The following is a 26,430-nucleotide window of genomic DNA, read 5'->3' as shown; positions in this document are numbered from 1 at the left end:
TTATGAAGAATAGTAAAAAAGGATAAGAGATTATAGAACCTTAGAACTGGAGCAGTTTGGAAGCACTAGGCTATATCAAAGTAAAAGATGGTACATCACCCTCTATTTTTGTGTAATTTTTTAGCAAGATGGAAATCCTAGCAAAGAATATTATTACGAGAGGAGGAGTTATCTTGGAAGAAACCTTAAAGGTTGGGGATACCGCCCCTGATTTTTCATTACCAGCAACAACAAAGGACCCCCTTTCTCTTTCGGATTATCGCGGAAAGACAAATGTGGTTGTCGCCTTTTATGGAATGGATTTTACCCCTGGCTGAATTAAAGAAATCGCCTCTTGGAAAGAGGACTACAAAAGGTTTGAAGAGTTAGGCGCAGAGGTTATTGCAATCAGTGCAGATCATATTCACTCGCACCGTGTCTTTGCTGCAAGTATGAGTACATTGCCTTATCCATTAGCTTCCGATTGGCAAAGGCAGACGATTAAGGACTATAAGGTGTATAACGAAAAAGGCGGCGTTGCCATCCGCTCCGTATTTGTTGTCAATCGAGATGGAGTGATTACGTATATGAACACCTCCTTTAAAGCCGATAAAAAGGAAGATTACGAAGCAGTATTTTCAGAACTCGAAAAGCTTGCTTAAGCAGAAAAGAAAACATCTCCCGACAGTTTGAGAGATGTTTTTTGTTTATTTAATGAACGAGCTTTAAGCCTACTACTGAAAAAATAATTCCTAAAATACATGCAATCCGTAGCCTGCTCTTAGATTCCTTAAAGAATACCATCCCCACTACTGCTGCCCCAACGGTTCCAATCCCTGTCCATACAGCATAGGCGGTTGATAATGGAATCGTCTCCATTGCCCCCATGAGCAGCTGAAAACTCATAATAAATCCTCCAATTAGGATGAGATAATTAACAAAGTTACCTTTATCGGCCGTTCTTTTTAAACCGATAACCCCAACGACTTCAAAACACCCTCCTAAAATTAACATCAGCCAATCCATTAAAGCTCACTCTCCTTATTTGTTAATTTCAAGCCAATAATACAAACCAAAAGTAATAAAATAAGGGCCACTCTTAATGGACTATAGGAGCCGTTTTCAAACACAATTTCGACTATCACCATCCCAATGGTGCCGATTCCGGCGAATACAGCATATACCGTTCCAACAGGAATCACTTTTGTCGCTCTTATAATTAAATCAAAACTTAACAAGATCGCTAGAAGCACAACAAGTGACGGAACTTCTTCATATTTAAAACCGCTTGCCCAAACAATCTCAAGAAGCCCAGCTAAAATCACGTATAACCATGCTTTTGATTCATTCTTTGCGCTTGATGCAGCTAGCACTTTTGAATCATTCATTTTTGTTATTCCTCTCTTTCCTTTGCTTGCTTTATTTTACCAAATTATCATTTGCATAACATTCATGATGAACGTATGATTGCTTATGAAAATCATTCTTTTATTTAAAGATTGGAGCCGTACAAATGAACCAAAACCAAGATGGTCTAAAGCCATTTATCTCCCTAATATTATCTACTAAGTTCCCGAAAACTGCGTTGGTTATTGGATTATCTGCAAGTCTTATTACGACACTTGCGGGACTTCTTGTTCCCGTATTAACGAAGAATTTAGTCGATGGATTTTCAGTTGCATCGTTAAGTATCCCGCTCATGATAGGGATAGGTGCTGCATTCATTTTCCAAGCCATCATCAGCGGGGTATCGATTTACCTGTTAAGTTTTGTCGGGCAGAAAATTGTTGCCCGGCTGCGTGAAAAGATGTGGGTAAAATTAATACGGCTGCCTGTCAGTTATTTTGATAAACAATCCAGCGGTGAAACCGTCAGCCGGATTGTAAATGATACAAGTGTTGTACGGGATTTGATCTCAAATCACTTTCCACAATTCATCTCAGGGATTATTTCAATTGTCGGTGCAATCGTCATTTTATTGATCATGGATTGGAAAATGACACTGATGATGTTAATATCTGTACCACTTACGTTTGCTATCATGATGCCACTCGGAAGAAAGATGGCTAAAATCTCCCGCGGCCTTCAAGATGAAACGGCAGCCTTCACAGGGAATATCCAACAAACATTAAGTGAAATCAGATTAATGAAAGCTTCAACAGCAGAACAACATGAAGAGAAAAAAGGAATTACAGGGATCAGCAATTTGCTTGGTTTTGGGTTAAAAGAAGCACGTATCACTGCACTCATTGCCCCCTTCATGTACCTGGTGGTCATGATTGTTATCGTAATGATTATTGGGTACGGCGGCATGCGGGTGGCAAACGGAACGATGTCCACTGGTTCACTGGTAGCATTCTTACTTTACCTGTTTCAAATCATTTTTCCGATTACGAGTTTTGCCATGTTCTTTACCCAGTTACAAAAGGCAAAAGGGGCTACCGAGCGGATTATCGATATTTTACAACTCCCTTTAGAAGAAGGGCAGGAAGGTTTAGAACTAGATATCACCAATAAACCTATTCTCGTCAGCAATGTTTCATTTGCCTATAGTGATGATGAACCGGTCCTTGAAGATGTATCCTTTGAGGCAATGCCAGGTGAAATGATTGCATTTGCCGGTCCTAGCGGCGGCGGTAAAACCACCATGTTTGGCTTACTCGAACGCTTTTACGAGCCAACCTCTGGAAAAATTATGGTGGGGGATATACCGATAACCGACTTATCGGTGGAAGCATGGCGCTCTCAGATTGGTTATGTATCGCAAGAAAGTGCCATGATGGCGGGGACCATACGCGAAAATTTATGTTATGGACTGCCAAATGGTAAATTGATTTCGGATGAAAGTCTTTGGAAGGTCGCAGAGATGGCGTATGCGAGTGAGTTTATTAAATCCTTTTCTGATGGATTGGACACGCAGGTTGGCGAGCGCGGCGTGAAACTTTCCGGCGGTCAACGCCAGCGAATCGCAATCGCACGTGCTTTTTTACGTGACCCTAAGATATTAATGATGGATGAAGCAACGGCAAGTCTTGACAGTCAATCAGAGGGAATCGTTCAGCAAGCATTATCCCGGCTAATGGAAGGCCGTACTACTTTTGTTATTGCTCATCGTTTATCGACGATTGTGGACGCTGATAAAATCATTTTTATCGAGAAAGGGCGCGTCACTGGGATTGGGACGCATCAAGAATTAACACAATCCCATCAATTATATCGTGAATTCGCAGCGCAGCAATTAGCAAGCAGCGATCAAGAAATTCATAATAGAGGTGCATTAAGCTGAGCTTAATGTGCCTTTTTCACAATGCATCGTGTTTTTCTATATAGATTGCGTGGTTGATTGTCGTTAAAACCTGGATTGAGGACGAATCCTTTAGGGTGTCGCGTATGATTAGTCCTCAAGGCCCCCGATTGAGAACTAATCCTTCTGGCTGCGCCTAAGATTTGTTCTCAAGACCCCGGGTTGAGGACGAATCCTCCTGCCTCCGCTTTTGTTTTGTCCTCAAGCCCCTTGATTGAGGACGGATCCTCCTGCCTCCGCTTTTGATTTGTCCCCAAGCCCCTTGATTGAGGACGAATCCCCCTGCCAGCGCTTTTGTTTTGTCCTCAAGCCCCTTGATTGAGGACGAATCCTCCTGCCTCCGCTTTTGATTTGTCCCCAAGCCCCCCCGATTGAGGACTTATCCTCCTGCCTCCGCTTTTGATTTGTCCCCAAGCCCCCCGATTGAGGACTTATCCTTCCAGAGAACGATAAGTTTTGTCCTCAAGGCCCCTGATTGATGACTAATCCTTAGAAAATAAAAAATGCCGAGAAACGATTCTTTCTCGACACCCCAAAGCATACTGTACCTTCTCATTTTCTAAGCCTCTGGCTGCTTCTCTACCATTGAAAGGTTTGCCCCATCTTCTCTTACTTTAAAAAGCGGAACAACCAGTAAGGACCCAATCAGAAATAACACACCAGAAATCGTATAAACACCGGATAATGTCAGCGGTATTTTCACAACACCTGCAACTGACATTCCAATCACCATCATCCCCATAAATAACGGACTTAGGACACCATTCACTCGACCAATAAATGCCTCTTCTGAATATTTCAGAATGATGGTGTTAATTCCTATATGAATACACGGGAAAAATATACCGTTCAATACCTGCAATACCAGTGTTACCGTAAAGCTTGTTGACCAGCCAACGCCAACCGTGAATACCATACTTGCAAAAATTCCGATTGCAAGAAGCTTTTGTGGTGAGATCTTTTTTGAGAATGCCATAACGATACCACCGCCAGCCAGCATTCCAATACCGTTTGCCATTAACAGCCACTGCAGTGATTCCTTTGGCATTCCCAGTTTTTCTATAGTAATAAAAATCATTAACGGTGAAATCAATCCAACAGCTAAACCACAAACGGCAAAAATACCTCCCATTGATTTCAATACCTTTTTTGACATCACATAACGAAAACCATCTGCAAGCTCTTTTTTAAAATTATTTTGTACTTCCGACTTTTCTTTCTCCAAATCACGCGGCAGGAACATAAGCACTAGTCCTGACAGTAAGAACATCCCACCCATGACACCAATCGAAATGTAAATTCCATAGTTCTGATAGACAAGTGTTCCAATCACAGGGCCAATAACCATAAAAACTGCCATCAATGATTGGAAGATGGCCATAACGGATTGCAGCTGTTCACCTGGTACATGCTGCTTTAATAGTTTCATTGCTGAAGGCATGGAAAACTGAGATAAAATAGCTGAAATAAGTGTTGCAAAGAATATTGCCTGCCATGAGCCAAAAAGAAGTGCCAACAATACCAGCCCGATCGATAAAGCAGACAACATATCGCACCAAACCATCGTCAATTTAGGCTTCCATCTGTCAGCAAAGGTGCCGCCAATAAATGAAAAAATAAATATCGGGGTAAACTCAACAACTGATATTAACGAAACATAAACCGGATCATTATTGGTAATATCAGTAACGTAAAGTAAAATCGCAAAATTTCTTATCCAAATTCCTAACTGGAGTAAAAAGTTTGAAGACATAATGGCTAATACAATTCGATTTGAAAATATATTTCCAGTTGAAATGAATGACGTGCCCTGATTGTTACCCTCCATCGTATTCCTCCCTTTAAATCTTTATAAAGTTATTTTTGCCAAAATTCTGCATAATCATATCATATTGAAAAATTTATTTCAGCAGATACCCAAGGTTTCAGAAAATTAATATTTATTTCCATATTAGTTGATAGTATTGTAGAAGTTTTGATAAGTTAAGAGAGAAGAGTATCTTATAGAGGTGTTTTTTATGAATAAGGTTTTGAGCGGTGGTTTTCTTCAACCAATTGTATTACTATTGGTTGTTTTGTTTATAAAAATTTATGCCTTTCAGATTGTCGTTTTTGAAAACACGTCGTTTTTTCATGTGTTGCTTATTGAGTTTCCCATGTGGGCTGTAGTTTTAACTGCTCTCATGATATTTTTTAAAAAACGAACCTGGTTAGCCATTTGGCTTTATAACTTAATCTTGTCAGTGCTGTTCATTGTCGTTGTTTATTATACTCGGTATTTTTCAACCGTACCATCTTATTTTGATGTCAAACAAATTTATCAATCCAACTCTGTCGGAGGCACAGTTGCCTTACTTGGAAGCCCGTATGATTTTCTGTTTTTCCTAGATGTAGTGATAATCCTCCCGCTTATTTGGTTTTTCAAGAAAAATTCCACTACCTTTATCTCAGCAAAGAGATGGACAGCTGGCTTTGGCTGTATCGGACTCATCATGACTGTTATCGCATTTCGCTATCCGTTAATTGATGTTTCCTACTTTGCAAAGAAGCACGGCTATATCCAATCACAATTCGTTCAAGCTTATGAAAATAGCCTAGGGACAGCCTTTGCAAGTCAGGAGTATATGTCTGAAAAAGAACTTGAAAAGCTTAAGGGAAACACCTATGTCCCAGCTGCTGAACAAAGCACGTTTGGACTCGCAAAAAACCGCCATGTTTTTGTTATTCAAGTGGAGTCTTTGCAGGAATTCACGATTAATCAAAAGATAAACGGGCAGGAAATCACACCAAATTTAAATGCACTCTTAAAAGAAAGTGCCTATTTCGATCATGTCTATCAACAAATTGGGGCAGGTAACACATCAGATGCTGAATGGCTCATGCATACCTCCCTATACCCTGAAGGCATGGACCCAACCGTTAATACCCTTGACGGTGAAGAGATACCTTCACTGGTTCGGGCTTTAAAAAAGAATGGCTACGGCACTGCCACTTATCACGCCGATGATATTACCTATTGGAGTCGTGATAAGTTATATCCAGCACTTGGATTTGATTATATCTACACTAGTAGTGAGATTCCAAACGAAAAAGAAATCGGTTTTGGTCCGGCAGATGAAGTGCTGTTTAACTTTGTGGACGAACAGCTAGAAAAGCAGTTAAAGACGCACGAAAAGATGTATTCGAATATTATTACGCTTACAAGCCATACACCATTTGAAATGCCCGAAGAATACGAACTTCTAGACTTACCGGAATACTATAAAGAAACGTATGTCGGGAACTACTTTCAATCTGTTCGTTATACGGATGAACAGATTGGGTTATTCATTAACCATCTAAAGAAGTTAGGAATCTATGATGAATCTGTTATTTTGATTTATGGCGATCACTCTGGTCTTCACGGTGCACCTGTTACTGATCACGATAAGACCTTGTTAAAAGAAGTATTAGGTCACGAATACACCATGCAAGACCGCTTCATTGTACCAGTTTTATTTACAGCACCAGGTCTATTTACAGGTGATACTTATTCACACCTTGGAGGTCAAATTGACCTAATGCCGACTCTATTAAACTTACTTGGTATCGAGCATGAAACGCAAATGATGGGGCACAATCTCTTTCATTACAAAAAGAACCTGCTTGGAATGCGTTACTACCTGCCAGGTGGATCGTTTATCAGTGATAAAACGATCTATACAGCACCAAGTGCCAAGCTCCCTGCTTCCATTTATAATCGAAAAATCATGAAGAAAACAAAGAATACGAATGGTCTCCAAAAAAGTATTGATAATTCCTTAACCATCATGGAGTACTCGGATTATATCCGCAAAGAACAAACAGAAGATTAGGTAAAGGACCTGCATGAATCGCATGCAGGTCCTTTCTTTTTAATTTACTGCTTTAAAACGATTCCTCATTGGCGGCACCTCTAAGTACGTAACAACACGCCATAGCCACTCCAGTGGTCCAAATTGAAAAAAACGAAGCCAGACTACACTAAAGATAAGCTGGATAACGTAAATCGTTAGACAAACAAGTAGAGATTGGAGGTAGGTTAATGTATCAAACCAGTTGAATAGATATCCAGCTAAATAGATAAAGACAGTTTGAAAAATATAGTTAGTCAGCGCCATACGCCCATAGCTCTTCAAAGGGGACAACAGCTTTTGAACAGACTGAAATTGAAGAAGCAGAATTAGCACCCCAACATATAAAGCGGAAACAATTGGTCCAATCATAATTCCTATACTTAAAAATTGATAAGTAGCCTCGTCAACTCCGGTATAAAAACCAAATGGTGCAGCTGGTACATGTTGATATTGAAAAATAAGTCCCGCTGCACTTACTACTAGCAGAAGAGCAGTAAAGATCACAGCTCTTTTTATCTTCCCCGCCACACCTTCAAAGAGATGATATTGACCAGCAGTAATCCCCAGCAGCATCAGCGGTACAACCATAAACAGCTTGAAGGCCATGACACTTATCGCGATTAGCAGGATTAATCCAATGGCAAGGTTAATTTCCTTTTTCACTTTGTAAAATGGAAGTAAAAGCAGTCCAGTCACGGCATAAACAGTTAATGCCTCTCCAGGATGGAATTTAACATGGAACCAGCCTAATATAAATAATGCTGTCACCCTTCGCAAAAACAAAACGTAGCCGTTTTTCCCCTTTGCATTCGCTCTTGAGATAAATAGATAAAAGCCTACACCGAACAAAAAAGAAAAAAGCGTATAAAACCTTCCCTCTACAAATAAAAAGAGAAACCTTTGATAGTAGGCATCCGCTGTGCCTTGCTCAGGCACTTTCACAGCCAACAGCGGCAGAATATTAACTAGAATAATTCCCAGCAGTGCAAATCCTCGTAAATAATCGAGGCTTTCTATTCGTTTAGTACTCTCCGTCGGCTTCAATAAACTCACCTCCATTAGATCGGAATGAACAGATGTACAAGAAAGAGTAGAAAAAAGATCATGGCTGTTGTGAGATGAAATTTCCGTCTAAATCCGGAAGACTTTTTATGACGTAAATACCCTGCAGCCAAAGTATGGAACAGAAAGGATATAGCCAGATAGCCGCTGATGTTTTTATGTTATCAAAGACAACAACTGGAGCAATTTTATATAAATTGATAGCGGCATGACCAACAATAATGGTTGTAGCTGTTACTGCAATTGAAATATGCCACTTCATCATAACTCTTGAGAATTTTGCAAGACGTATCTTAACCTGTCTTATTGAGGTTTTGCGAATAACCCAAAATATCAAATACATATTGATATTAATCAAAAAGAGGACCATGGCTATTTGTGCCAGCAGCCGAGCCAAAATGACTAAACTGCTGTCAGTCGGAAGGAAAAACCAGATATAAATAAACGAAACGTCAATCAAAATACTATTTACCGCAATCCAAAGTTTATAGGGCAAGCTTTTCCCTCCTTTGTTACAAGATATTAAATCGAGATTATGCTCTGTATCAGGGATATCAGCTTTATTTCAAAGATATCAGCGTTAAATGAATTATAGGCGTTTATTTAGATATATCGGCGGAAATTGAATTTTATAAGCGTTCCGCCGCACTGGCTAATATTTTACTAAACTCATACCCTCATTGGTTTTGGGAAAGTATGTATCAATTAATTGTAAATCTTCATCCGATAATGTCAGTTCTAATGCTTTAAGATTACTCTTAATATGTGTAATGGTTTTCGCTTTCGGAATTGTAATGAGTTTCTCATGCCTAAGAATCCAATTCAATGCGACTTGGTAAGCTGTTGCGCCATATTTTCTGCCAATCTTATCCAATATCTGACGTTCCATCGTACCCTGTTCTGGGAAACCAACTCCGCCAAAAAACTGTGGGGCATAACCAAATGGTGAGTAGCCCATAACCGTCACCTCATTCTTCTGACAGTATGGTATTATATCATTCTCCACCCTTCGATCATTCAAATGATACCCCACCTGATTACACATAATAACATGACTGCCTAAAACAGCCTGTGCGTCATCCATCAACTGCTGTGTGAAATTACTAACTCCTATATATTTAACTAAACCTTTATCAACTAAATACTCCATCGCTTGCATCGTTTCTTCTAGGGGGTGTTCCTTACTCGGCCAATGTTGCAAATAGAGATCAATATATGTGGTGTTTAACCTCTCCAAACTTCGTTCTGCCGCTTCGATCACACTCTTATATGAACAGTTTTTTGCCGAGACCTTTGTTGTCAAAAAGATATCCCCGCGGCAATCCTTAATGGCCTCTGATACTATGCGTTCTGCCCCGCCTTTCGCATATTCCTCAGCTGTATCTATTAACGTAAGTCCGTTTTCGATTCCAAAACGTAAAGCTTTTATTTCTTCTAACGCTTCACTTTTATTTTCTCCGTAGGTCCAAGTCCCCTGCCCTATGAGAGGTATCTTTTCATTTGTTATCCCTAAGCGCCGATATTTCATTACAATCCCCCTTAACAACATTTTTATCTTTGAACCTGAACCAAATAAACGACCATTTCATAATTTATTACTAAATAAGTATAACAAAAAAAAACCGTGGACCACCTATTACCACGGTTCAACTTTATCACACTGAAGCGAAGAATAATCCATTCTTGTCGGCCCAACAAGCTTGGATTATTTTTTTGTGTTTTTTTTCATTGGATCTGCTCCTTTACTATTAAAATCCAACACCTCATGCAAAATGAATGGTTTTCACATGCTCTAAATTGCGGTACACGATATCCCTTTCAGCTGTAATCAGTGTTAATTGGTTATTCGAGACTTTCTGAAGTAAGCCAATTTTTTCACCGCTATCTCCACCATCAATAACCACAAGCTGATTTTCTAATTTTTTGCATTGATCTTCAAAGCTTCTCGCTAATGGAATGGATGCAGGAGAGGCAGGGAGTGTCTGATTATTGATAGAGTAGGGCGCACTATGCTCCGGATAAGGAATTAGCCATTTAACATGATCCATAGAGATGAACACGGTTTTGTAAATGGGTGAATAAAACACAAAGTGATTATTCATGATACTCGTCAAATAGCCATGAATAGATTTATTACCTGTAACATATACCTCTACAAATCTTCCCTTGGCATTTGTCAATATTCCACGAAATGATATAGCAGAAGAATCCGGTTCAATCGGCTTTTCTTCAGGAAGTTCATACACGTCTGAATACGGATCCGTTTTTGCTTCTTTCACCCGCTGAATATGAACGGTCGGAATATAATAGAACCTTTGACTCCTCCCCATATATAAAACAAGAATATCTAACCCACAATCTACTAGTATACCAGAGTAAAAATTCTTCCCAGAAATCTCTATATCAATAATTTTGCCGATTAAATCTTTAAATACCGTCATTTAAAATTCTCCTTTGTTGATATCTTCTCATTACTGAAGTGCTCCGCCAAATAACCATGAAACCCAATAATATAAGACAACTAATGTAAACAATGTCGCTGGGGGAATGACTACAAATGTGATTTTTACATATTCCCACCATGTAATCATGACTTTTCCTTTTCTAACGATGTGCATCCACATCAACGTTGCAAGTGTCCCCATCGGGAGTAATAATGAGCCCATATCACTTCCTATCACATTGGCTAAATAGGAGACTTTTAAGGCTAGCGGGCTAAGGTCCATATTCATTAACGTAAGCGTTCCGACCATGAGTGCCGGATGATTATTAAAGATGTTTGAGAGAACCGTTAATAACGTTCCCATCATTACGCTTGCATGTAGCAGGCTTCCTGATACCATTGGACGCATATAATCAATAAGCAAATCGGTCAACCCAATATTATGCAGGCCGTAAATAATGACATACATACTAAAGGCGAAAACAAGAATAAACCAAGGGGTTTTTTTCAGCATATCGACTGGTGATACTTTTAAATAAGCCCATCTCCATCCTAAAAGGACAAGTGACCCTATAACGGCCATTACCGATACAGGTATGGCAAAGTATGATGCGGCGAATAGACTGAGACGTACTGCAAATACAAATAGGAGGACATTTCGCATAAACCGGGAACGATCTTTTTCAGAGGCATATGTGGGACCAGGTTTAAGTGGATGATATGAGCTTCTCGTCAAGCCGGTTACTTTAACAGGAACAGTTTGTGGTAGAACCTTTTTAAAGCGAAGAAACAGAAGCCAAACAAGTAACAAAAGACCGAGCGTTGCAGGTAAAAACATCATCGCCGTATGCAAATACAAATCCATATCTACTATTTTTAAGGCAATAAGGTTGACAATATTGCTTACACCAATGGGAGCACTCGAGGCTGTAGCAATTAACCCTCCAGATAATAAATAGGGTATCTTTTGATGATTTTTTAACCCCATATTGTTTAGTAACATGACAAGAATAGGTGTTGTGATTAAAATACTTCCATCATTATTGAAGAAAAGCGTCATAAGAAAGCATAGGAGGTTAACATACCAGAATAAACGTATACCTGACCCATTTGCTTTAGCAGCGAGCTTCTCTGCTACCCAATTGAAAAATCCAAAACTTTCCAAAACAATAGCCATTACAATTGTTGCCATAATGGTGATGGCTGCACCCGAGATCGTCTCCGTAATAATGCCAAGGTCTGTTAAAGAAACACTTCCACTGATCAATACTAAAATCGCACCTATAGTGGCAGGAATAGCTTCGTTCATTCCTCCAGGCCGCCACAGAATAAAGATGAGTGTTGCTACAAAAGCGAAAATGGTCATCCAAACCATCGGTAGAATCATTTTTTCCCCTTCCAATCTAGTTAGTTTTTCATGATGTATCATGAGGTGAACCTACCTCCTTATAGGCCCAAGTCCGCTCATGTCCCCCCCTTCCATCTATCTCTATTGTCAGACTGTACTTTATTTATATGTATCCTCACTATTAGAGGCATTGGGTTTGTACCCTTTTCCTTAATAAATCCACTAGAATCTATGGACAACTGTCTTTAATGAAGCAACCCAAGCATTAAAAATTCACGCAAAAAAAACAGACAGCAATGAGGATTACTCATTACTGTCTGTAAAAATAGGAAATTACCTTTAGGAACAAGGTATTTCTCATTTATAAAAAGTAAGCGACTATAAGTTACTATTAATTAATGATAAAATGCTCCTTAATTCGGTGACAGGCACCTGACCAGGAGCGGAAGCCTTCTTGGCCACGCCAAAAGTTAAGGCAGAACCAAATATTTCACCAGCTATTCGGCTGATTACTCCTCTACCTGCCATAGACATTGTAATAATCGGTCTATCCGCATATTGCTCATGCATTGTGTTGGTTGCGTCCAATAAGGTCAACACATCTGCAGCGTTCCGAGGCATAACAGCTATCTTCGGTAAATCTCCGCCTAACTCCTGCGCCTTGCATAAACGGGAGACGATCTCTTCCTTTGCTGGCGTTTTGTTAAAATCATGATTCGAAATGATAACATACACATTGCTGGCATGGGCTTCAGAAATAAGCTTTACGATTTCTTCTTCCTCATTAAATAGTTCAACATCAACGATGTCTATCTGACCACTCTCAGCGATCGCCCTATTTAATTCAAAATAATATGCTGCGCTAACTTCCTTTTCTCCGCCTTCTTTTGCACTTCGGAATGTAAATATAAGCGGAGTATTATGTAAGATGGATCGTATGGAATTTAATGCCTCTTTTACTTTCTCTAAATCCTCCACATGCTCAAAAAAATCAACACGCCACTCCACAACATCTAAGTCAACTGTTTTAAGAAACGAGGCTTCTTCTACTAATTCTGAAACAGTCTCCCCAACCATCGGGACGCAGATTTTCGGTGCCCCTTCCCCAATCGTTATCCCCTTTACGGTGACACTTCTTTTCATCTTCTCCACTCCCCTTGACCTTTTACTTAGTTTCGTGTAATTCCCAAGATAATTTCAGGGTTTTTACAATGCTCTCAGCTAATTCATCTACATTTTGGTCGCTTATTTCAATGATTGAGTGATAATTATTTTTATAAATCTCTTTTCTTTTATAAAATAACTCTTCTATTTCTTCCATTGTTTTACCCTGCAGGACAGGACGGCTGTCAATAATCGAACTTAAACGATTTTTCCATGCATCCCAAGTGATATCTAAATAAAATACAATACTCGAAGAGAGGCATACCTGTCTGATTTCTTCCTGAAGGAATGCTCCGCCTCCAACAGAAATAATCTTAAGCTTGTACTCACATAGATTCTGAATTACTTCTTTTTCCTTTTCCCTAAAGGCTTTCTCTCCAATTTCGGCAAAAATCTTCGGAATGGGCATATTGTATTCTTTTTCAATTTCTTCATCGATATCAATAAAATCTCGATACAGCTTTTGTGCTACCAGCTTCCCAATGGTTGTTTTTCCCGCACCCATGAAACCAATAAATACAATGTTTTTTTCTCTTAGTGAATTTGACAACGTCTTCCATCTCCCAAGGACAAATAATATTGATACCATTATAAGCTTTCTAAACCATAAAACCAATCATGGTTATTTTCTATCCCTTTTTGGGAATATAAGTATAAACAGTGATTGGAAAGCTAGGAGATACTATGGGAATGCCCTTTAAAAAATTGTTATACTATCTAACCAAACTGCGAAACAGAATCTTTTTTCCTCTAATCACTTTATATGTATTATTTGCTGCCTATATCGCCTTATATATTGAGCCAGATACGTTTGACACCTATCTTACCGCTATTTATTGGGTTCTAACTACACTTGCTACAGTTGGATTTGGTGACTATGCTCCCGTCACCCAGCTAGGTCAAGCATTCACGATTGTTCTGTATATAACAGGAATCGGGCTAGTCAGTGTGTTTATTGGTAAAATGTTAAAAGTGGTCTATCTGTTCGATAAACTTAAAGTTGGTGGAAAGATGAAATATACCGGTAAAAATCATATCATTCTCATTGGATGGAGCGATAAATCACAGTTAGCCATCAAAGAAATTCTAAAATCGGATAAAACCATTGATATTGTCATCATTGATGAACTAGAAAATGCACCAATGGTGGAAAAACAGTTGTATTATGTTCGCGGCGATGCAACAGATGAAGAAACACTTTACCAAGCAAACTTACCGGAAGCTAAAGGTGTTATCATATTTGCTGATCAAATTACGCAAGATAACTTCGCGACAAGGGATCCGCTACTTGTTGATGGGAAAACATTACTCATTGCTACAGCCATTACCTCAATAGAGGAGAAATTAAATACACCCATCCATGTAACGGCCGAAGTAATCTTTCAAAAACATATTCGTTTATTCCAACGGGTGAAGGTAGATGAATTTATACCGACACAGGAAATGATTTCTCACGCAGCCGTTCGCTCGCTGTTTTCTCACGGAGTGACCAATATGTATTCTGAGTTAATGAGCAGTCAATACGAGGAAGCTATGTATGAAATATCGAAACAGGACGAGTGGAAAACCTATCGGGACGCCTTTAAGGATTTGCTCAATAAAGGCGCAACACTCGTTGCAGACCGCGGAGATCTTCATATTAATCGAAAACTCGACGAGCCCATTCCCGAGGATGCCCAGCTATTTGTTATATGCGACAAGGAGACACTAACGAAGATCAATCCAGAATACAAGCCCGCCAAATAAAAAATAGGTCCTATCTATTGGATAGAACCTATTTTTTATTGGTAGTTAACCTAATTTTATTTTATCTTGCGGCTTATCGAGTTTCATACGTTCTAGCTCTAGTCTCATTCTTTCCGTTTCAATCAAATAATTTTCATGTTTTAGTTTCTCTAGTTCAAGTTCCCCTTGAATCATTTTGTATTTAATTTTATTCTGTTTTTGAAAATGTGTTGTTAAAATAGCAATGATCGGAATCGAGAATACCATAATAACTGCGATTGTTCCTGTCATATTACTTCCTCCTTTTTATAAAGAAGCTATGTACATCTGTTCAGTTAAATAATACCAAATCCTAGCAACAGTTTGTACAGAATTATCAAAAAATAAAACATGGAAATCAACAGCTTTCATTTTACACAGCCCTTTTTTCAAATAAACTTTCTCTTTGACAAAAGCATGTACAGCTATATAAGATAGTAAGCAGTGAAAAAGTTTACACTATAAAAATAGGTGTAATTCTTTGTATAAAGGGGGCTTCTTGATGACGGGGGATCAACGAAAGAAAATCACCATGTTGATGATCAACATGTTTATAGCAATTGGGAGTTTTGGTATCATTATTCCCATCTTACCAGCCTATCTGGAATCCATTAATCAAGGCGGAACAGCTGCTGGCCTGTTTATCGCCATATTTGCCGGAGCACAGTTTATCTTTTCTCCAATTGCAGGTAAATGGACAGATCAATACGGCCGGAGAAAAATGATTATTTACGGCCTGGCAGGTTTAACCCTGTCGATGTTTATTTTTTACGCGTCCAACTCCATTTGGGTACTTTATGCCTCTCGTGCAGTTGGTGGAATCGGCTGTGCTATGCTTGTTCCAGCCATTTTTGCTTATATTGCAGACATTACCACGATGGAGCAACGGGCAAAAGGGAATAGCTTAGTTTCCGCTGCCATGTCTCTTGGAATTGTTGTCGGCCCTGGAATCGGTGGATTCTTGGCAGGATTCGGATTAAAATTTCCTATTTTAATATCAGCGCTTGTTTCTCTAGTCTCTGTATTGTTTTCCGTTCTCCTTTTAAAAGAGAGTCAAACTACTCCTATCGGAGAATCAGCAGAAATGCTCCCTGATGAGTCCATGGCTCGTAAAATAGCTCGCTCAGTGAAAATGCCTTATTTCATTCCACTCATTATTACACTCGTCATGAGTTTCGGATTAATTGCCTACGAATCGGTTATAGGTTTATATCTTGATAATCAATTTCAATCATCCGCGAAGGATATCGCCGTAATGGTTACGGCAACTGGTGTTGTCAGTGTTATTGTTCAGCTCTTTGTAGTTGATCGAATTGTAAATCGATATGGTGAAAGATCAGTATTGAATGCTTTTATCACTGTGGCTGCAGCTGGATTTTTATTTTCACTGTTCGCTTCCAGTTACTCTCTATTCTTTATCATTTCACTTTTTATTTTCCTCTCCACCTCTATACTACGCCCAGTGTTGAATACATTGATTTCTAAGCTGGCAGGAAATGAACAGGGCTTTGCAATGGGGATGAATAACGCTTATATGAGTATTGGTAACGTACTTGGACCAACTCTTGCAGGTTTACTATATGACGTCAAAATTACCTATCCATTCATACTAGGTTTTGTATTATTGATCATAACACTGTTCATTACCTTTACATGGCAAAAACGATCACTAAAAACAAAAGCGGCTTTATAGACAAAAAAACTGATGCAGAATGCCTGCATCAGTTTTTTTATGATTTAATTGCTTTTCTATATTTAAACATCTTCCATTGATAATGAATAAAACAGCCGATGCAAAATCCGAGGATAGCCACAAATGCCGCAGTCGCAACCATAATTGTAAACACATACCCCACTGTATTCCATCCAGCCAGAAAACTAATTAATCCGCCGGCCAAACAAATTACAGCTATTTTCTGATTAAATTGCTGCTGTTCCCAGTCCTCAGGAATATATTCATGAGGCTTTTTCTTTAGAAAATACTTTGCAATGTTCATGACGGGATTATATTTAAAAACAATTCCTGATATACCTGCAAGTAATGGGATAATCAAAAACCATCCCTGACCGAAAGCCAGTGTTAAAAGGGCACTAATGACAATCACCCATTGGTTTGTTTTTACAAGTGGTCTTGGGATAGAACGTACTTTATCTGACAAGTAAAACCCACCTTTCTCATCAGTATTATTGGTGATTATCTTTTAGTTTACCTCCTTTATTCAGTTTTGTATAGCCTAAAGGTAGATTCATTCTGCTTTAAAATGTAAGATGGATGTAATAGCGTAACAAGGAGCTGTCGTTTCGTGAAAATAAAAAAAATCCTCAATAACAATGCTGTTGTCGTTTTAGACAATAATGAAGAAAAGATAGCAATTGGTGCGGGAATTGCCTATGAAAAAAGGAAGAATGACATCATCAATCCGAGTAAAATTGAAAAGCTATTTGTTATGAAGGAAAATGAGAAGTTCCAACAACTTCTGCAGCAAATTCCGGAAAAACATTTTTCGATTTCTGAAGAGATTATCTCTTATGCAGAAGATAATTTGGGATTGAAATTAAATGAGCATATTCATATAGGTTTAACAGATCACTTGTCTTTTGCTATTGAAAGGGCAACAGAGGGAATTCACCTCAAGAATAAACTTTTTGATGAAATAAAAATCCTCTATAAAAAAGAATTTGATATTGGCATGTGGGCGATTAGACATATTGAAAAAATGACAAGTGTAAAAATGCCAGTGGATGAAGCAGCCTATATCGCCCTGCACATTCATACTTCAAAGCCCCAAAGCAGTGATATGAAGCAAACACTACGGCAAACCGCTATCATTGGAGAAATGATACAGACAATTAAGGATACACTTAGTATAGCAATAGAAGAAGATGACCTATCCTATCAGCGTTTAATGACTCATTTAAGATTTGCTCTATCCAGAATAAATGATGGATCCCAGCCAATAATGGATGATGAAATGCTGGCCATGTTAAAGAAAAAGTTCGCACTATCCTACAATGTTTCAATGAAAGTAGCCAAGCTTCTGTCCAAAAATCATGGTATCACCCTGCCTGAACAAGAACTCGGATATATCACGATTCATATAGAAAGAATTAGAAATAGGTAGATATAAAAGCCGGATTGCGGTGCCCAGGGAAAATGCAGTTCAATTTTCCTTGGGGGCAACAGCGTCTCCAAAAAGCGTACAGTTTCTACAAAGGACCATACAGCTTATACAAAAAACCGTACAGTTTCTATAAAACCTCACCCCCTAGTCTCGGAAGCTAAACAGAAAAAACCGCTTGAACCAAATGGTCCAAGCGGTTTTTTTATTCAATCTTATTTTCCCTTACGGATTTTTGCAATTTCATCAGCGACGAATTGAACATTTGTACCGACGATAACTTGAATACTGTTTTTCCCAACAATATTTATTCCTGGTACTCCAGTAGATTTAATCTTCTTCTGATCTACTGCATCCATATCCTTAACCTCTAAGCGCAAGCGTGTTACACAATTATCTACAGATGTAACGTTTGCGTCTCCACCTAAGCCTTCATAGATCTTAGCAGCCATTGCAGAGAACTTATTACCACCTGCATTTTCGGCATCCTCTGATACTTCATCCGTATCATCTTCACGGCCAGGTGTCATTAAGTTGAATTTTGTAATGATAAAACGGAATAAGAAATAGTATATGACTGCAAACACTAGACCTTGAACTAGTAACATATATGGTTGGTTTGCAATTGGAATTTTCAAGCTTAACACAAAGTCAACCAATCCTGCACTAAAGCCAAATCCTGCTGTCCATTGGAACGCAGCTGCAACGGCTAATGAAAGACCTGTTAGTACAGCATGTGTTACATAAAGTGCAGGAGCAGCGAACATAAATGCAAATTCAAGAGGTTCTGTAACCCCAGTGAAGAAAGAAGCTACACCAGCGGCCATCATTAAAGCGGCCACTTGTTTTTTCTTGGATGATTTAGCAGTATGGTACATTGCTAATGCAGCTGCTGGTAAACCAAACATCATAACTGGGAAGAAACCAGCCTGATATCTACCAGTAATACCTGGTTCACCCTTACTAGACCAGAAGTTTCCAATATCATTAATACCAGCAACATCAAACCAGAATACAGAGTTTAAAGCATGGTGTAATCCGATTGGAATTAATAACCGGTTAAAGAAACCATAAATACCTGCTCCGATTGCACCTAAATCACTAATCCCTTTACCAAAAGAAACAAGTCCAGAGAAAACGACTGGCCAAACAAAGAACATAACTAATGATACAGCTAACATCGCTACGGATGTCATAATAGGAACTAGACGTTTTCCACTAAAGAAGGATAACGCATCGGGTAATTTTACATGACTGAAACGATTGTACATAATTGCGGCGATAATACCAGAAAGAATCCCTGTAAATTGCGTTCCAATTTTTCCAAATGCTGCGTTAACGGATTCCGGATCAATTCCTTGAAGCAATGCCACTGAGTTTGTTGACAACACAGTAGTAATAACCAAATAAGCGACCAATCCGCTCAGGGCTGCTGAACCATCTTTGTCTTTGGACATACCCAGCGCTACCCCAACCGCAAAAAGGATAGCCATGTTATCGATAATGGATCCACCTGCTTTAATTAAGAAAGCAGCAACCGGACTTTCTGCTCCCCAGCCCGTAGGGTCAATCCAGTACCCAATACCCATCAATATCGCAGCAGCAGGTAAAACGGCTACTGGCAGCATTAAGGAACGGCCTAATCTTTGAAGATATTTCATCATTGTTTATTCCCCCTATCTTTTTATAAAACCAATCACATTTAGCCCTCTTGTGCAGTTAAACCCGAAATTACCAGATTGAATTGGTTTCCTCCTGCTCGAGAAACCTGTATAAATAAAGAATAATTGCCTGCAGAATGGAATTCACAAAATTCAATCTTTATTAGTAGTATGCAGCAACGGGACAAGATTCTTACATATTATTTTATTAACTCGACCACCCCCTTTAATAGAAGATTATTTTAGGAGCCTGAAATGATTACCGTTTTTCCCTGTACAGCATTTTTCTCCTGTGTGAGAGTATATTGCTTATTTCCAGCTTCACTATTTGTAATAACAATCGGTGTTATCTTACTTTTTGCATTTATACTAATATATTCCCAATCAACCTCCATTATCATCTGGCCAACTGAAATCTTATCCCCTTCGTTAACTGCTACTCTAAACCCCTTCCCATTTAAAGACACCGTTTCCAACCCTACATGGATTAGAATCTCTGTCCCATCATTTGCACGAATTCCAACAGCATGCTTTGTAGCAGCAATGAGAATAACCGTGCCGTCTACCGGAGAATAAACCTTTCCCTCCTTTGGAAGTATTGCTATCCCTTCACCCATCATCTTTTGGCTGAATACCGGATCTGGAACCTCTTCTAATGGTTTAATGTCTCCAGTGACCGGTGCATATATTTTTAGTTTTGACTTTTTAAAGATACTAAATACCATATCTATACCTCTTTCCCTTCAAAAAATAAAAAAAGGCATGGAGGTACAATAAAAGGGCAGAAAGCCGGCTTTTATTTTACCACCATGCCTGATCGCGTCAGTAACATGTGATCACTATTTACAATTAGTACAATTATATCATTAAACAGATAAAAAACAAGTGAAAGCGATATCATTTTTCCGAAAACCTTTTAAACTTCTACTAAACTGTTTTTTTAATAATTCAATTTATCAAAATAGAATTACTATTTTAAAAAAACTTTCTTTTTATCTTAAAAATCTCATTATCCCTGTTATAACAATGTTTCTAAGTATAATAATCCTATTTACCAAAAATATTTTTTGACAATTGAAAACAGTCGAAAGTATTATAATATAATAAAGGGAGGTAGAATTATGTCGAATTATAATAGGCAGAAAATTGTGGATAGTGTACCCCAAACAGGATTCTTCGGACATCCAAAAGGATTATTCACACTTTTCTTTACAGAATTCTGGGAGCGTTTCTCTTACTACGGAATGAGAGCCATCCTAGTCTACTATATGTACTATGAGGTCTCAAAAGGCGGATTAGGGCTCGATGAAAACTTAGCTCTTTCCATTATGTCTATTTATGGGTCACTCGTTTATATGTCTGGAATTATCGGAGGATGGTTGGCTGACAGAATATTCGGTACTTCTAAAGCGGTATTCTACGGTGGAATACTGATTATGTTTGGTCATATTATTCTTGCTATACCTGGCAGTGTTGCCATGTTCTTTGTATCCATGGTGTTAATCGTACTTGGAACAGGACTGCTGAAGCCAAATGTCTCAACTGCAGTTGGTGAAATGTACAGTGAAACAGACGACCGCCGTGATGCCGGTTTTACCATCTTCTATATGGGAATCAACATGGGTGGATTCTTGGCACCGATAATTGTAGGAAGTGTGATGGGTTATAGCTTCCACTTAGGTTTTGGTATTGCTGCTGTTGGTATGTTCCTTGGTCTTGTCATGTTTGTTCTTACAAAAAAGAAAAACCTCGGACTTGCAGGTACCACTGTTCCGAACCCACTTTCAAAAGCGGAAAAGACGAAAACATTCACATTCATTGGATTGGGTGTTGTCATAATCGCTGTCCTTTGTGCAGTATTAATCCCAATGGGAGTTCTTACATTCTCTAGCTTTATCAATATTGTTACATTCTTAGGCATTATCATTCCAACTATCTATTTTGTTGTTATGTATCGCAGTCCAAAAACTACTTCTGTAGAACGTTCTCGTATTATTGCTTATATTCCGCTTTTCATTGCAGCTGTAATGTTTTGGTCCATTCAAGAGCAAGGCTCAACGATCCTTGCAAGCTATGCGGACAAGCGTACGCAATTAGATTGGATGGGCATGCACATATCACCAGCATGGTTCCAATCATTAAACCCGCTATTTATTATCATATTTGCACCTTTATTTGCGGGATTATGGGTTAAATTAGGAAATCGCCAGCCAACAATACCGCAAAAGTTCTCTTTATCCTTGTTATTTGCTGGTTTATCATTCCTAGTGATTTTGTTACCGGCTTACCTTGGTGGTACTGATTCATTGGTTAGTCCAATGTGGCTTGTTCTAAGCTATTTAATTGTTGTATTTGGTGAATTATGTATTTCACCTGTAGGTTTATCCGCAACAACAAAATTAGCACCTGCAGCCTTCTCAGCCCAAACCATGAGTTTATGGTTCCTAGCAAGTGCTGCAGCGCAAGCACTAAATGCACAAATCGTTAAGTTTTATACACCTGAAAACGAAATGGCTTACTTCGGTGTAATCGGTGGAGCAGCTATTGTTTTAAGTTTGATCCTTTTTGCATTAGCTCCGAAAATTCAGGGCTTAATGAAAGGAATCCGCTAAGTTTTTCAAAAAATTCAAAGCAGTATCTCATGATTTATGGGGTACTGCTTTTTTGCGTTATATAATCTTGTTCTTCTCAATTGAATCGTGTATGATTTAATCGTAGGCGATTAAATTAATAAGAGGCACTAACCAGGAGGAATATAAATGAAGACAGTCTATGATTTTTCTGTAAAAATGACTAACGGTGTGGAAAAGTCACTCAAAGAATATGAAGGTAAACCTTTAATTATTGTCAATACTGCCAGCAAATGCGGGCTAACTCCTCAATTTCAAGGCTTACAGGAACTATATGACTCCTACAAGGATCGTGGATTAGAAATTTTAGGATTCCCTTGTGATCAATTCAATAACCAAGAATTCGATAATATTGAAGAAACTACACAGTTTTGCCAGTTAAATTACGGGGTAACTTTTCCTATCTTCGCAAAAATCGATGTGAACGGTGAGAAGGCAGATCCTTTATTCACATACCTAAAGGAAGAGAAGAAAGGATTACTTTCTAAAAACATTAAATGGAATTTCACAAAATTTCTTATTGACCAAAATGGCCAGGTTGTTGAACGTTATGCACCAACAACAGAACCCGCTAAAATGAAGAATGATTTAGAAAAATTATTATCCTAACAGGTGATTGCCTTTGAAAGACTTCATGACATTAAAAAACCAGCTTTGCTTTGCCGTATATGAAACAGCTGGTGAATTTAACAAACTATATTCCAGTGTACTTCAGCCTTTTGGTTTAACCTATCCTCAATATTTAGTCTTATTGGCTTTATGGGAACAGGATGGGGTGACATTAAAGGAATTAGGGGAAAAATTAAATTTGGGCACTGGGACATTGACTCCGATGGTTTCGCGCATGGAAGCAAATAATTGGGTGAGAAAACAACGCTCTAAAGAGGACGAAAGAAAAGTGTATATCTATCTGCACGAGAAGGCTCTAGAAGAAAAACATTCTATTACCAGTAAAGTCGCAGATGCAATTCTATCCTGTCAAATAGAGCTTGAAGAATATGAGCAATTAATGCATCAGCTGCATTCTTTGCAGAAAAAAATGAGAGAAAGAAAAGTCTAACTTAAATCCCCTGAGGGGGAATCTCCCGGCGTATAGGTAAAAAGGGAGGCTTTCTTAATGAAAGTCTCTCTTTTTATTGTTATCATTAAGAATACTATCCTAAGGAGAGTTCGATTTTATGTTAATAAGTAAGAGAACAATTCCGGGTAAAAATTCAAAATTACTAATAACAGCAATTGCATTAGGTGTTATCTTAAATCCATTAAACACCACCATGATAACAGTTGCATTGCCTGATATAAAAGACCAATTTCAACTTACCTCAAAAGATATTTCTTGGTTAATTGCTTCCTATTTTATGGTGAGTGCGATCTTTCTGCCATTAATCGGTAAATTAAGTGATTATTATGGTCGAAAAAAAATCTTTATCATAGGACTGCTATTAGTAGCCATCTCTTCGTTTACCGCTCCATTGTCTACAAATATGGAGTTTTTACTTATGATGAGAACCATACAGGCAATAGGAACATCCGCTCTTTACCCTGCGGGAATTGGTATTGTCCGTACATATATTGAAACAAATCAAAACAGAGTCATTGGTACATTATCTGTATTCGCTACAACCTCAGCTGCCTTTGGACCTACTATCAGTGGATTGTTAGTTCAACAGGGCGGCTGGCCAATTATCTTTTACGTTAACTTTCCAATTATCCTGATTTCTGCCATTTTGGCTATCCTGTTCATTCCAAAAGATAAAAAAAACTCTCAGAAAACCTTCAAATGGGATGTGATAGGAATCATTTTATTTGGTTTATCCATTTTTCTTTGGATGTTCCTGCTTCAGTCCTTAGAGAATGGAGTTAGCTATTGGTTATTATTTGCTCCTTTAGTTGTGACTTTCTTATTTTATAAATACGAAAATAAGAAAGATGAACCTTTTATAAATATTAATTTTTTCAAGAAGAACATTAACATTACCTTAATTTATTGTCTATATTCTCTAACAACAATAGTCTTTTTCTCAATGCTGTTATCCATGCCTATTTATTTACAACTCGTGCTGTCGCTAACTTCCAAAATAACTGGAATCATGATGCTTTCCATTTCAGTATTTGCCATGATTATTACACCGATTGCGGTACGTTGGATGGAAAAGTCAGGGTACAGGTACCCATTACTTTCCGGCGGAATAGCAGGTCTAATTGGAGTTGTATTATTACTAACCATAAACCACAACTCCCCCCTATTATGGATATTTAGTGTGCTTTCACTCTTGGGTTTAAGTAATGGCATATTAAATATTGGTTTACAAAATATACTTTATTCACTTGTATCTAAATCTGAAAGCGGGATTGCTTCAGGCTTATTTATGACATCAAGATTTATTGGTAATATCCTGGCCTCTAGTATTTTCGGTGTCATGTTTGCAACAGGAATTAATGATGGTAACCACAATTCGATGTCTATCATCTTACTAATTGTGTCTCTTGTATTAATTCCGGGAATGCTATATATTACAAGATCCAATGCTTCTCAAATATCTGGCAGGGGTATTTCTTAGGGACTTAAGACAAAAGCGATGAATGATTTATCTTCTTTAAAGTTCCAGTCAATAAAAATATCCCTGACAGACTTATTAAAAATATCCTCAAATCGGCCATTGCGATGAAAATAAGTCTTTTCAAGTTCATCCTTTGTGAATTTTAGTTCATTCTCAAATCCTTTTTCAATTAGTGCCTTTTCTATTTGTATAAGGATTCCTTTTCTCTCAATTAAGTAAATAGATGGCGAAATGGGATAGGTATTAATTTTATCTGGAACTTTTTCAACCATGAAGCTAATTCGCCCAACTTCTAATTCTACCCTTTGGATATCGACATCGGTTTTATATTCCTGCCCTGCTTCCTTATCTAATATAAATATGAGCACACCAGAGTTATTTGGAAAATTCCAATCATGATACTCTTCTATCACTTCAACACCAAAAGTTACTTGTATGACTCCTTTAATTTCGTCGAGAAGGTGGGTAATAATAACAGTTCTCGCTTGATCAACGTACTTATCCTGACCATGTTCTAGCAATATATCCTCCATCGGAGATAAAAATCCACGTATATAGGTAACGAGATGATTTTTAGAAACTGTGGTCTGACAGCTATGGGGCCCTCTTCCAAACTTCTTCCGTAATAACTTGCTAATATAACTACTGATGTACTCTTCCTTTTTTTGCTCCATCGCATTTTACCCCTTAATGAAAAAAATCTTTTATATCCACTTAGTATGTACGAGACTACTCCATATTAAAAAAGCACAAATAAAAAAAACATATTGTATTTAGGGTTTTAGGTTATTCGATAACATATAGTTTGTTAAAAATAAATACAAGATAATTTCTATTATTCTTATAGTCCCACATAATAAAGATATCCTCGATTAAACGATTAAAAAGTTCTTCAAATTGATCCTTATTCTTCCAATATCCATCTTTTATATCCCATGCTTGGTGGAGCAGCAAATCTACATTCCCTTTTTCATAAACTAATTTTTCAAGCGGCAAAAGTACTTCTTTAGATTCTATTGCACAAATATTTTGTGTAAACTTTACAATTTTCAAGTTGACAGGCTTTTTATGGTAGTGTGACGCTACATTTTCGATTAAGTTAAATAGGCTTTTTTGAAGACTGTTCTCTATCTTCTCCTCATGATTAGATTGCGGTTGGTCTAACAGGAAGATTCCTGTGTTTTTATCATAGTTCCAATCATGAAAGAAATAATCAAAGGATATTCCTAAAGCCACTGATACTTCTACAATAAACTCTTGAGCAACTGAATGAATCACGGCTGAACGGAAATTGTGTGCAAGTTCTACCTGGCCTTGACTTATCAACACTTCCTCTGCAGGTGTAATAAAATTTCTCATATAGACATAAAGTCTATAGCCTTTTAAGATAACATGACAGGATTCCGGCCCCTTTCCAAAACTGCGTTTAAGCAATTTGCTAAACGTGCTGCTGAGATATACTAGATTTTCTTGATTAGATATAATATGTACCTCTCCTTTCACAAAAAATAAAAAAGGCC

General features: G+C 38.1%; 27 protein-coding genes. 10 read left to right on the top strand and 17 right to left on the bottom strand.

Annotated elements, in window-relative coordinates:
- Nucleotides 1-128: 128 nt before the first annotated feature.
- Nucleotides 129-641 (top strand): redoxin domain-containing protein, encoded by a 513-nt coding sequence (locus tag BANA01_RS30385; protein WP_235847147.1) that lies wholly within the window; start codon nucleotides 129-131, stop codon nucleotides 639-641.
- A gap of 49 nt (nucleotides 642-690) precedes the next feature.
- On the opposite strand, the gene BANA01_RS14385 is transcribed toward BANA01_RS30385, so the two are convergent.
- Together BANA01_RS14385 and BANA01_RS14380 are read right to left on the bottom strand one after the other, a co-directional pair.
- The gene (locus BANA01_RS14385; protein ID WP_034672699.1) at nucleotides 691-1,005 is read right to left on the bottom strand and encodes a DMT family transporter; all 315 of its coding nucleotides are present in this window, start codon (nucleotides 1,003-1,005) and stop codon (nucleotides 691-693) included.
- Complete coding sequence (locus BANA01_RS14380; RefSeq protein ID WP_052106266.1) at nucleotides 1,005-1,367, bottom strand: DMT family transporter; 363 nt, start codon at nucleotides 1,365-1,367, stop codon at nucleotides 1,005-1,007. The genes BANA01_RS14385 and BANA01_RS14380 overlap by 1 nt, the downstream gene beginning before the upstream one ends.
- A gap of 125 nt (nucleotides 1,368-1,492) precedes the next feature.
- Between BANA01_RS14380 and BANA01_RS14375 the strand changes: the two genes are divergently transcribed.
- Entirely contained in the window at nucleotides 1,493-3,265 is a 1,773-nt protein-coding gene (locus tag BANA01_RS14375; protein WP_052106265.1) for an ABC transporter ATP-binding protein, read from the top strand.
- Nucleotides 3,266-3,662: 397 nt separating this feature from the next.
- On the opposite strand, the gene BANA01_RS30190 is transcribed toward BANA01_RS14375, so the two are convergent.
- The gene (locus BANA01_RS30190) at nucleotides 3,663-3,839 is read right to left on the bottom strand and encodes a hypothetical protein (protein ID WP_218008397.1); all 177 of its coding nucleotides are present in this window, start codon (nucleotides 3,837-3,839) and stop codon (nucleotides 3,663-3,665) included.
- 3 nt (nucleotides 3,840-3,842) lie between these two features.
- On the bottom strand, nucleotides 3,843-5,111 hold the full coding sequence (locus tag BANA01_RS14365) for an MFS transporter (RefSeq protein ID WP_052106264.1): 1,269 nt from the start codon (nucleotides 5,109-5,111) through the stop codon (nucleotides 3,843-3,845).
- A 190-nt stretch (nucleotides 5,112-5,301) separates the two neighbouring features.
- On the opposite strand from BANA01_RS14365, the gene BANA01_RS14360 reads away from it, so the two are divergent.
- Nucleotides 5,302-7,137: an LTA synthase family protein gene (locus BANA01_RS14360; protein ID WP_052106263.1), complete on the top strand. Its 1,836-nt coding sequence runs from the start codon at nucleotides 5,302-5,304 to the stop codon at nucleotides 7,135-7,137.
- A 39-nt stretch (nucleotides 7,138-7,176) separates the two neighbouring features.
- On the opposite strand, the gene BANA01_RS14355 is transcribed toward BANA01_RS14360, so the two are convergent.
- From BANA01_RS14355 to BANA01_RS14325, 7 genes are all read right to left on the bottom strand, one after another.
- Nucleotides 7,177-8,217: a DUF418 domain-containing protein gene (locus tag BANA01_RS14355; RefSeq protein WP_034672694.1), complete on the bottom strand. Its 1,041-nt coding sequence runs from the start codon at nucleotides 8,215-8,217 to the stop codon at nucleotides 7,177-7,179.
- A gap of 43 nt (nucleotides 8,218-8,260) precedes the next feature.
- Nucleotides 8,261-8,716, bottom strand: coding sequence for a hypothetical protein (locus tag BANA01_RS14350; protein WP_052106262.1), 456 nt, complete (start codon nucleotides 8,714-8,716; stop codon nucleotides 8,261-8,263).
- A gap of 156 nt (nucleotides 8,717-8,872) precedes the next feature.
- Nucleotides 8,873-9,748 (bottom strand): aldo/keto reductase, encoded by an 876-nt coding sequence (locus tag BANA01_RS14345; RefSeq protein ID WP_034672690.1) that lies wholly within the window; start codon nucleotides 9,746-9,748, stop codon nucleotides 8,873-8,875.
- 235 nt (nucleotides 9,749-9,983) lie between these two features.
- On the bottom strand, nucleotides 9,984-10,661 hold the full coding sequence (locus BANA01_RS14340; protein WP_034672687.1) for a hypothetical protein: 678 nt from the start codon (nucleotides 10,659-10,661) through the stop codon (nucleotides 9,984-9,986).
- A 30-nt stretch (nucleotides 10,662-10,691) separates the two neighbouring features.
- Nucleotides 10,692-12,050 carry an arsenic transporter gene (locus BANA01_RS14335; protein WP_034672780.1) on the bottom strand — a complete coding sequence of 453 codons (1,359 nt, stop codon included), beginning with the start codon at nucleotides 12,048-12,050 and terminating at the stop codon, nucleotides 10,692-10,694.
- Between the two features lie 339 nt (nucleotides 12,051-12,389).
- On the bottom strand, nucleotides 12,390-13,154 hold the full coding sequence (gene aroD / locus BANA01_RS14330; RefSeq protein WP_034672684.1) for a type I 3-dehydroquinate dehydratase: 765 nt from the start codon (nucleotides 13,152-13,154) through the stop codon (nucleotides 12,390-12,392).
- A gap of 22 nt (nucleotides 13,155-13,176) precedes the next feature.
- On the bottom strand, nucleotides 13,177-13,680 hold the full coding sequence (locus tag BANA01_RS14325; RefSeq protein WP_235847151.1) for a shikimate kinase: 504 nt from the start codon (nucleotides 13,678-13,680) through the stop codon (nucleotides 13,177-13,179).
- A gap of 185 nt (nucleotides 13,681-13,865) precedes the next feature.
- Here BANA01_RS14325 and BANA01_RS14320 point away from each other — a divergent pair, with 185 nt between their 5' ends.
- Nucleotides 13,866-14,921, top strand: coding sequence for a potassium channel family protein (locus BANA01_RS14320; protein ID WP_169803697.1), 1,056 nt, complete (start codon nucleotides 13,866-13,868; stop codon nucleotides 14,919-14,921).
- A 45-nt stretch (nucleotides 14,922-14,966) separates the two neighbouring features.
- On the opposite strand, the gene BANA01_RS14315 is transcribed toward BANA01_RS14320, so the two are convergent.
- Entirely contained in the window at nucleotides 14,967-15,191 is a 225-nt protein-coding gene (locus BANA01_RS14315; protein WP_034672676.1) for a hypothetical protein, read from the bottom strand.
- A gap of 250 nt (nucleotides 15,192-15,441) precedes the next feature.
- Here BANA01_RS14315 and BANA01_RS14310 point away from each other — a divergent pair, with 250 nt between their 5' ends.
- A complete protein-coding gene (locus BANA01_RS14310) occupies nucleotides 15,442-16,632 on the top strand; it encodes an MFS transporter (protein WP_034672674.1) in 1,191 nt (396 codons plus the stop codon).
- Nucleotides 16,633-16,669: 37 nt separating this feature from the next.
- Here the strand turns inward: BANA01_RS14310 and BANA01_RS14305 are convergent, their stop codons facing one another.
- Entirely contained in the window at nucleotides 16,670-17,098 is a 429-nt protein-coding gene (locus BANA01_RS14305) for a DUF4395 domain-containing protein (protein WP_034672671.1), read from the bottom strand.
- A 144-nt stretch (nucleotides 17,099-17,242) separates the two neighbouring features.
- Between BANA01_RS14305 and BANA01_RS14300 the strand changes: the two genes are divergently transcribed.
- The gene (locus BANA01_RS14300) at nucleotides 17,243-18,061 is read left to right on the top strand and encodes a PRD domain-containing protein (RefSeq protein WP_034672666.1); all 819 of its coding nucleotides are present in this window, start codon (nucleotides 17,243-17,245) and stop codon (nucleotides 18,059-18,061) included.
- Between the two features lie 212 nt (nucleotides 18,062-18,273).
- Here BANA01_RS14300 and nagE read toward each other — a convergent pair whose 3' ends face one another.
- Both nagE and BANA01_RS14290 read right to left on the bottom strand, forming a co-directional pair.
- A complete protein-coding gene (gene nagE / locus BANA01_RS14295) occupies nucleotides 18,274-19,722 on the bottom strand; it encodes an N-acetylglucosamine-specific PTS transporter subunit IIBC (RefSeq protein ID WP_034672662.1) in 1,449 nt (482 codons plus the stop codon).
- 239 nt (nucleotides 19,723-19,961) lie between these two features.
- The gene (locus BANA01_RS14290) at nucleotides 19,962-20,444 is read right to left on the bottom strand and encodes a PTS sugar transporter subunit IIA (protein WP_034672657.1); all 483 of its coding nucleotides are present in this window, start codon (nucleotides 20,442-20,444) and stop codon (nucleotides 19,962-19,964) included.
- Nucleotides 20,445-20,840: 396 nt separating this feature from the next.
- On the opposite strand from BANA01_RS14290, the gene BANA01_RS14285 reads away from it, so the two are divergent.
- The 4 genes from BANA01_RS14285 to BANA01_RS14270 all read left to right on the top strand — a co-directional run bounded on the left by BANA01_RS14285 (nucleotide 20,841) and on the right by BANA01_RS14270 (nucleotide 24,910).
- Nucleotides 20,841-22,331 carry a peptide MFS transporter gene (locus tag BANA01_RS14285; RefSeq protein ID WP_034672652.1) on the top strand — a complete coding sequence of 497 codons (1,491 nt, stop codon included), beginning with the start codon at nucleotides 20,841-20,843 and terminating at the stop codon, nucleotides 22,329-22,331.
- A gap of 147 nt (nucleotides 22,332-22,478) precedes the next feature.
- Entirely contained in the window at nucleotides 22,479-22,958 is a 480-nt protein-coding gene (locus BANA01_RS14280; protein WP_034672648.1) for a glutathione peroxidase, read from the top strand.
- Between the two features lie 25 nt (nucleotides 22,959-22,983).
- Entirely contained in the window at nucleotides 22,984-23,409 is a 426-nt protein-coding gene (locus BANA01_RS14275; protein WP_034672778.1) for a MarR family winged helix-turn-helix transcriptional regulator, read from the top strand.
- Nucleotides 23,410-23,527: 118 nt separating this feature from the next.
- Nucleotides 23,528-24,910, top strand: coding sequence for an MFS transporter (locus tag BANA01_RS14270; protein ID WP_034672645.1), 1,383 nt, complete (start codon nucleotides 23,528-23,530; stop codon nucleotides 24,908-24,910).
- Here BANA01_RS14270 and BANA01_RS14265 read toward each other — a convergent pair.
- Nucleotides 24,907-25,584 (bottom strand): Na-translocating system protein MpsC family protein, encoded by a 678-nt coding sequence (locus BANA01_RS14265; protein ID WP_034672642.1) that lies wholly within the window; start codon nucleotides 25,582-25,584, stop codon nucleotides 24,907-24,909. The genes BANA01_RS14270 and BANA01_RS14265 overlap by 4 nt on opposite strands.
- 112 nt (nucleotides 25,585-25,696) lie before the next feature.
- Nucleotides 25,697-26,413, bottom strand: a complete 717-nt coding sequence (locus BANA01_RS14260; protein ID WP_082799530.1) for a Na-translocating system protein MpsC family protein — start codon at nucleotides 26,411-26,413, stop codon at nucleotides 25,697-25,699.
- Nucleotides 26,414-26,430: the final 17 nt, after the last annotated feature.

It is taken from the genome of Neobacillus niacini NBRC 15566 (assembly GCF_001591505.1).
Classification (GTDB): domain Bacteria; phylum Bacillota; class Bacilli; order Bacillales; family Cytobacillaceae; genus Neobacillus; species Neobacillus niacini.
Note: the sequence above shows the minus strand (reverse complement) of the source record. Positions and strands in the feature narration are given on the sequence as shown.